Genomic DNA, 6283 nt, shown 5'->3' on the forward strand with positions numbered 1-6283 from the left:
GGAAGTCACTATGGAATTCGATCAGTCCGGCGTCAAAGCCCTTATGGAAATCACCTCGCGGCCCGATCTGGTATTTGTGCGTGGCCAGGGGTCTTGGCTTGAAGACCATAATGGCAAGCGATACCTCGACTTCCTGCAGGGCTGGGCGGTGAACTGCTTGGGGCATTGCCCGCCGTCGGTGGTGGCTGCGCTTACAAAGCAGGCTTCAACGCTAATTAACCCCTCGCCGGCGTTTTACAACCAGCCGTCTATGGATCTGGCCAAACGCATTACGGGGTCGTCGTGTTTCGACCGCGTGTTTTTTGCCAACAGCGGCGCCGAGGCTAACGAAGGCGCCATCAAGTTGGCCCGCAAATGGGGCAAGCTGCATCGCAATGGCGCCTACAAAATCATTACGTTCAACCACGGCTTTCATGGCCGCACATTAGCCACCATGTCGGCCTCCGGCAAGCCCGGCTGGGACACCATGTTCGCGCCGCAAGTCGACGGTTTCCCCAAGGCTGAACTGAACGATATTGAATCGGTTCGCAAGTTGATTGACGACAAAACCGTTGCCGTCATGCTCGAGCCCGTGCAGGGCGAGGCGGGCGTTATTCCGGCCACCGTCGAGTTCATGCAGGCATTGCGTGCTTTGACACAAGAGCTGGGCCTGTTGATGATTGTTGACGAAGTCCAAACGGGTATTGGTCGGACCGGCAAGCTGTTTGCGTATCAGCATGCCGACATCGCCCCCGACATCATGACGCTAGCCAAAGGGATAGGCAGCGGCGTGCCTCTGGCTGCCTTGTGCGCACGCGAGGCCGTGGCTTGTTTCGAATACGGTGATCAGGGCGGTACTTACAACGGTAACCCGCTCATGGCCGCGGCCGGTATTGCGGTATTCGATGAGGTCAGCGCGCCCGATTTTATGGCGGCTGTTAATGCGCGTGCACAACAGTTGTCGGAAGGTTTGCTGGCGCTTTCGACCAAGTGGGGGATGGATGGCGAGCGTGGTACAGGTTTGCTGCGTGCACTAAAACTTGGCAAACCCGATGGCGCCGCTATTGTGGCTGCGGCGCGCGACCGCGGGCCCGAGGGCCTGTTGCTGAACGCACCGCGTCCCGAGCTGCTGCGTTTTATGCCCGCTTTGAACGTTACCGCTGAAGAAGTCGACCTGATGTTGCGTTGGCTCGACGAGATCGTCGGCCAGGTTCGGGCGTAATCTTCAGCGGTGTTGGCCAGGCTTACCCTTGCTTGGCCACCTGCCGCCAGTGATGCAGCAGCGGCTCGGTGTAGCCGTTGGGCTGTTCAAGCCCTTTGAAGACCAGGTCGCAGGCGGCCTTAAACGCTACTGACGTATCAAAATTGCCGGCCATGGGCTTGTACAGCGGGTCGCCATTGTTTTGCCCGTCGACGACAGCCGCCATGCGTTTCATGGTTTCCATGACTTGCTCTTTTGACACAATGCCGTGACGCATCCAGTTGGCGATGTGCTGGCTGGAAATGCGCAGCGTAGCGCGGTCTTCCATGAGCCCTACGTTGTGAATGTCGGGTACTTTTGAGCACCCGACGCCTTGGTCGACCCAACGCACGACGTAGCCCAGAATGCCTTGGGCATTGTTATCGAGCTCTTGCTGTTTGTCGGCTTCAGACCAACTGGTGTCGGTGGCGACCGGTACCGTCAGAATTTTGTCGAGCAAGGCTTCGGTTTTACCTTCCATGCCGCGCTGGATATCTTGCACGTTGACCTGGTGGTAGTGCAAAGCGTGTAGGGTGGCGGCGGTAGGCGAGGGCACCCACGCGGTGTTGCCGCCAGCTTTAAGTTGCCCGATTTTTTGTACCAGCATGTCGGCCATCAGGTCGGGCATGGCCCACATGCCTTTGCCGATTTGGGCGCGTCCGCGCAAGCCGCATTCCAGACCGACCTGTACGTTATTGCGCTCGTAAGCGTCGATCCAGAGGCTGCGTTTCATTTCGCCTTTGCGAATCATGGGGCCGGCTTCCATGGCGGTATGGATCTCGTCGCCGGTACGGTCCAGAAAGCCAGTGTTGATGAAGGCGACGCGTTCCGTGGCCTGGGCAATGCAGGCTTTCAGGTTAACGCTGGTGCGGCGTTCTTCGTCCATGATGCCCATTTTCAGGGTATTGGGGGCCATACCCAGCAGCTGTTCGACGCGGCCGAACAGTTTGCCTGTGAAAGCGACTTCGGCAGGGCCGTGCATTTTGGGTTTGACGATATAAACCGACCCCTTGCGCGAGTTGGCCTTGCGCTCAATGTCGCGCAGCGCAATCAATGACGTGATGACGGCGTCCATAATGCCTTCGGGGACTTCGTTGCCGTCTTTGTCGAGAATGGCCGGGTTGCTCATGAGGTGGCCGACGTTACGGATCAGCATCATCGAGCGCCCGCCCAGCATCTGAGGTTTGCCGTTCAGGTCAGTGTATTCGCGGTCGGGGTTCAGGGTACGGGTGAAGGTTTTTCCGCCTTTGGAGACTTCTTCGTTCAGCGTCCCGGTCATCAGGCCCAGCCAATTACGATAGGCCAAAATCTTGTCTTCGGCATCGACGGTGGCCACCGAGTCTTCGCAGTCCATGATGGTGGTGAGCGCCGCCTCCATGAGAATGTCTTTGACGCCGGCGCTGTCTTGCTTGCCTATAGGGTGGGTGCTGTCGATTTGCAGTTCGAAGTGCAGGCCGTTATGACGGAACACCAGCGCTTCGGGTGCGTCGGGGGTGCCCCGGTAACCGAGCAGGCATTCGGGTTGCGCCAGGGTTGTGGCGCCGTTGGCGAGTTGCACGACCAGTTTGCCGTTTTCAATCCGGTAAGCGGTGGCATCGGCGTGTGAGCCGTGTGCCAATGCAATGGTGTCGTCAAGAAAGCGGCGCCCATATTCGATGACCTTGTTGCCGCGCACCGGGTTATAGCCGCCCGCACGCGTCGCTCCGTCGTCTTCCGAAATGGCGTCGGTACCGTACAGCGCATCGTACAGACTGCCCCAGCGCGCGTTGGCGGCGTTCAGGGCATAACGCGCGTTGGTAATGGGAACCACCAGCTGCGGGCCGGCCTGGTCCGAGAATTCGAAATCGATGTTTTGGGTGTTGACGCGAACCTGGGCCGGCGCGTCTTGCAGGTAGCCAATGCGCTTCAGAAAAGCCTTGTAGGCACCCATATCGCGAATCGGACCGGGGTTGGCACGGTGCCAGGCGTCTATTTCGGCTTGAAGGCGGTCGCGCTCGGCCAGCAATGCTTTGTTTTCGGGCGCCATGTCGTGAATGATGCTGTTAAAACCGGCCCAGAAGGCCGACGACGTGATGCCGCTGCCGGGTAGGGCTTCTTTTTCGATGAAGTCGTAAAGGCGGGTGTCGACCTGGAGCTGCTGGCATGTTGTTCTTTGTGTCATGGCGCTTCCTTGTTGCATAGGTATTGGACAAAAATCGGTAAAGTTTTTAGCGTACGATGCTCGTATAGTATGGACTGTTGAAGGTGTCGGCTCAAGACTGTGCGGGTTCAATCACCTTGAACTAAAAGTTAATAAATAAAATCAACATGGCCACAAATAGTTCGTAATGAGTTGCCGGTTTGGGCTGGCAGGGTAATTGTTGGGGGGCGTAATGAAAGGTTTGCCAAAACTGATTGGGGCGCCGTCGGCGCTGTTGCTGCTCGAGGGCTGGACGGCGGTCGCCGGCCGGGATGCTATCCACAAAAATTACGTGTTTAAAAACTTTAATGAAGCCTTCGGCTTTATGACACAGGTGGCGCTGCAGGCCGAGCGCACCGGGCACCACCCCGAGTGGTTCAATGTATATAACCGCGTGAGTGTGACGCTGACCACGCACGATGCCAACGGCGTTACCGATCGCGATGTCGCGCTGGCCGCTTTTATGGACCAGCTGGTTTAGGAGAAAGTATGTCTTATCGATCTGGCGAGGGCCCGATTGCCCCGCTGGTAATGCCGCAACTGATCCCTTTTGCAGGGTTCGAGCAGGCAGATGCCGCTGTAGCGCGGCTGGTTGAAATCTACGAACGCAATACCGCATTTATTCGCGATGGCTTCAAAATGTACGCCGAAGGCCGACTGCTGCCTGGGCAGCGAGTGCGTGCCTATTATCCCGCCATTCGTATCAAGGTCTCTACGTATCAGGCCGTAGATAGCCGGCTTTCGTACGGGTATGTGGTCGAGCCAGGCACATACATGACCACCATTACGCAACCGCGTTTGTTCGAGCGCTATCTGCGCGAGCAAATCCATTTGCTCATCCAGAATCATGGTGTTGCGGTTGAAATCGGCGAGACCGATGTGCCTATCCCGTTGCATTTTGCCTTCCCCGAGGGCTATTACGTTGAAGGGGTGTTTGCCGATTCGGTGGGCGGCGCATTGCGCGACCACTTCGATGTGCCCGACTTGGCGGTCACCGATGACTCGATAGTGAACGGCACTTGGCGCAGCCGGCGCGGCGAACCCGAGCCGCTCGCACCCTTTACCGCTCCACGTATCGATTACTCGTTACATCGTTTGCAGCATTACACGGCAACGGCTCCGCAGCATTTTCAAAGTTATGTGCTGTTCACCAACTATCAGTTTTATATCGATGAATTCTGCCGGTGGGCCAAAGAGATGTTGGCTAGCGGCGAGGGCGGCTATACGGCCCTGGTCGAGCCGGGCAATGTGATTACGCTGGCAGGCGCTGGGGCTCAGCCCAGCGGCCCCGCCCCGGCCCGTATGCCACAGATGCCGTCTTACCACTTGCTGCGCGAGAACAATACCGGCATTACGCTAATCAACATTGGCGTCGGGCCGTCAAACGCCAAAACCATTACCGATCACGTGGCCGTCTTGCGGTCGTCGGCCTGGATCATGCTAGGCCATTGTGCGGGCCTGCGTACAACGCAACGGCTGGGCGATTATGTATTGGCCCATGGCTATGTACGCCAAGACCATGTGCTCGACGACGACTTGCCCGTTTGGGTGCCGGTGCCGCCGTTGGCCGAAATCCAGGTGGCGCTGGAAGACGCCGTGGCTGAAGTGGCGGGTTTGTCGGGTTGGGAATTAAAGCGAATTATGCGTACAGGAACGGTGGCCACCACCGACAACCGCAACTGGGAGCTGCGCGACGATAACGAGCCGGTACGCGGTTTGTCGCAGTCGCGAGCTATTGCACTCGATATGGAGTCGGCAACTATCGCGGCCAATGGCTTCCGTTTCCGGGTGCCTTATGGCACGTTGCTCTGCGTCTCCGATAAGCCCTTGCACGGCGAGCTTAAACTGCCGGGCATGGCCAGTGAGTTCTATCGAACGCAGGTGGGGCAGCATTTGCAAATCGGTATCCGAGCCCTCGAAAGCCTGCGCCAGATGCCGTATGAGCGCTTGCACTCGCGCAAGTTGCGCAGCTTCATCGAGACGGCATTCAAGTAGGTTTGTCAGGCGGGATAACGTGGTTTATGCCATCGTTATCTCGTAGCTAGTAAGAGTTTAGCGTAGGTCGCAGCACTGTTTTTGAGGATAGGATACGAAGGCCTTGCCAGTTTATAGATTACGACCGAGCATGGGCCGGGGAGGAAATTGCCACGATAATGCTTTTGCTGGAAGCTTTAGCCCATTGCTTACAAGCAAGCGCATTAAACGCAAAATCTGCTGCGCCGCAGAATTGGCACGCCGGAAAATCTTCGTCCACATCGAAATGTTCTACAACCCGATCTGCAGCCAAGGCCATACTGCAAATCTGGCGCCGGTAAGCTACGAACGGTAGTATTTTTCTGAGGTAACGAACTATTTATAAAAATCTAGCCGATTCAATAGTCGTGGAGCTAGGCGCTAGCTTAAGGAATAGCCCCCGGTCCTGTGAGTAAGTTTGTTGGGGGCATTACGACAAGCTGAGGGGCCCGAGAAGTGAGTCGGGCCTTTTTTGAAGTTTGCGGTGATTTATTCGATGCTATTGCTTAGTTTGCCCAAGTGAGTAATTTCGATGCTCACTACATCACCGGATTTCAAAAATTTTGGTGGGCTAAAACCAATGCCTACGCCCACAGGTGTGCCAGTGGCAATGATATCGCCCGCCAGCAATTTCGTTCCATGAGAGAGAGTTTCGATTAGCGTCGGGATGTCAAAAATTAGGTCTTTGGTGTTTGCATTTTGACGTAGCTCGTCGTTGACCCAGCATTTAACATCGAGGTTGCCACCGTCGAGTTCATCGCTGGTTGCAAGCCAAGGACCCATTGGGCAAGAAGTTTCAAACGATTTACCCAGGAACCATTGCTTGTGTTTGGCTTGTAGATCGCGCGCGGTTAGGGAAGGTCTGAAGAACT

The 6283-nt window shown here is 56.5% G+C and carries 5 protein-coding genes; 3 read left to right on the top strand and 2 right to left on the bottom strand.

What is annotated here, in order from left to right:
* Nucleotides 1-10: 10 nt before the first annotated feature.
* Nucleotides 11-1201 (top strand): acetylornithine transaminase, encoded by a 1191-nt coding sequence (locus PuT2_RS13940; RefSeq protein WP_093971600.1) that lies wholly within the window; start codon nt 11-13, stop codon nt 1199-1201.
* 22 nt (nt 1202-1223) lie between these two features.
* On the opposite strand, the gene PuT2_RS13945 is transcribed toward PuT2_RS13940, so the two are convergent.
* Nucleotides 1224-3380 (bottom strand): malate synthase G, encoded by a 2157-nt coding sequence (locus tag PuT2_RS13945; RefSeq protein ID WP_093971601.1) that lies wholly within the window; start codon nt 3378-3380, stop codon nt 1224-1226.
* A gap of 211 nt (nt 3381-3591) precedes the next feature.
* Between PuT2_RS13945 and PuT2_RS13950 the strand changes: the two genes are divergently transcribed.
* On the top strand, nt 3592-3879 hold the full coding sequence (locus tag PuT2_RS13950; protein WP_093971602.1) for a 4a-hydroxytetrahydrobiopterin dehydratase: 288 nt from the start codon (nt 3592-3594) through the stop codon (nt 3877-3879).
* 8 nt (nt 3880-3887) lie between these two features.
* The gene (locus PuT2_RS13955) at nt 3888-5393 is read left to right on the top strand and encodes an AMP nucleosidase (protein WP_173862549.1); all 1506 of its coding nucleotides are present in this window, start codon (nt 3888-3890) and stop codon (nt 5391-5393) included.
* A 507-nt stretch (nt 5394-5900) separates the two neighbouring features.
* On the opposite strand, the gene PuT2_RS13965 is transcribed toward PuT2_RS13955, so the two are convergent.
* Nucleotides 5901-6283: fumarylacetoacetate hydrolase family protein (locus PuT2_RS13965; protein ID WP_143516188.1), on the bottom strand; the 383-nt coding region annotated here is incomplete at its 5' end.

The organism is Pusillimonas sp. T2 (assembly GCF_002236805.1).
GTDB lineage: Bacteria > Pseudomonadota > Gammaproteobacteria > Burkholderiales > Burkholderiaceae_B > Neopusillimonas.

What these genes read in the sequence shown, in the direction of transcription:
- PuT2_RS13940 (WP_093971600.1), top strand. Translation starts at nt 11, where the DNA reads ATGGAATTCGATCAGTCCGGCGTCAAAGCCCTTATGGAAATCACCTCG.
- PuT2_RS13945 (WP_093971601.1), bottom strand. Translation starts at nt 3,380, where the DNA reads ATGACACAAAGAACAACATGCCAGCAGCTCCAGGTCGACACCCGCCTT.
- PuT2_RS13950 (WP_093971602.1), top strand. Translation starts at nt 3,592, where the DNA reads ATGAAAGGTTTGCCAAAACTGATTGGGGCGCCGTCGGCGCTGTTGCTG.
- PuT2_RS13955 (WP_173862549.1), top strand. Translation starts at nt 3,888, where the DNA reads ATGTCTTATCGATCTGGCGAGGGCCCGATTGCCCCGCTGGTAATGCCG.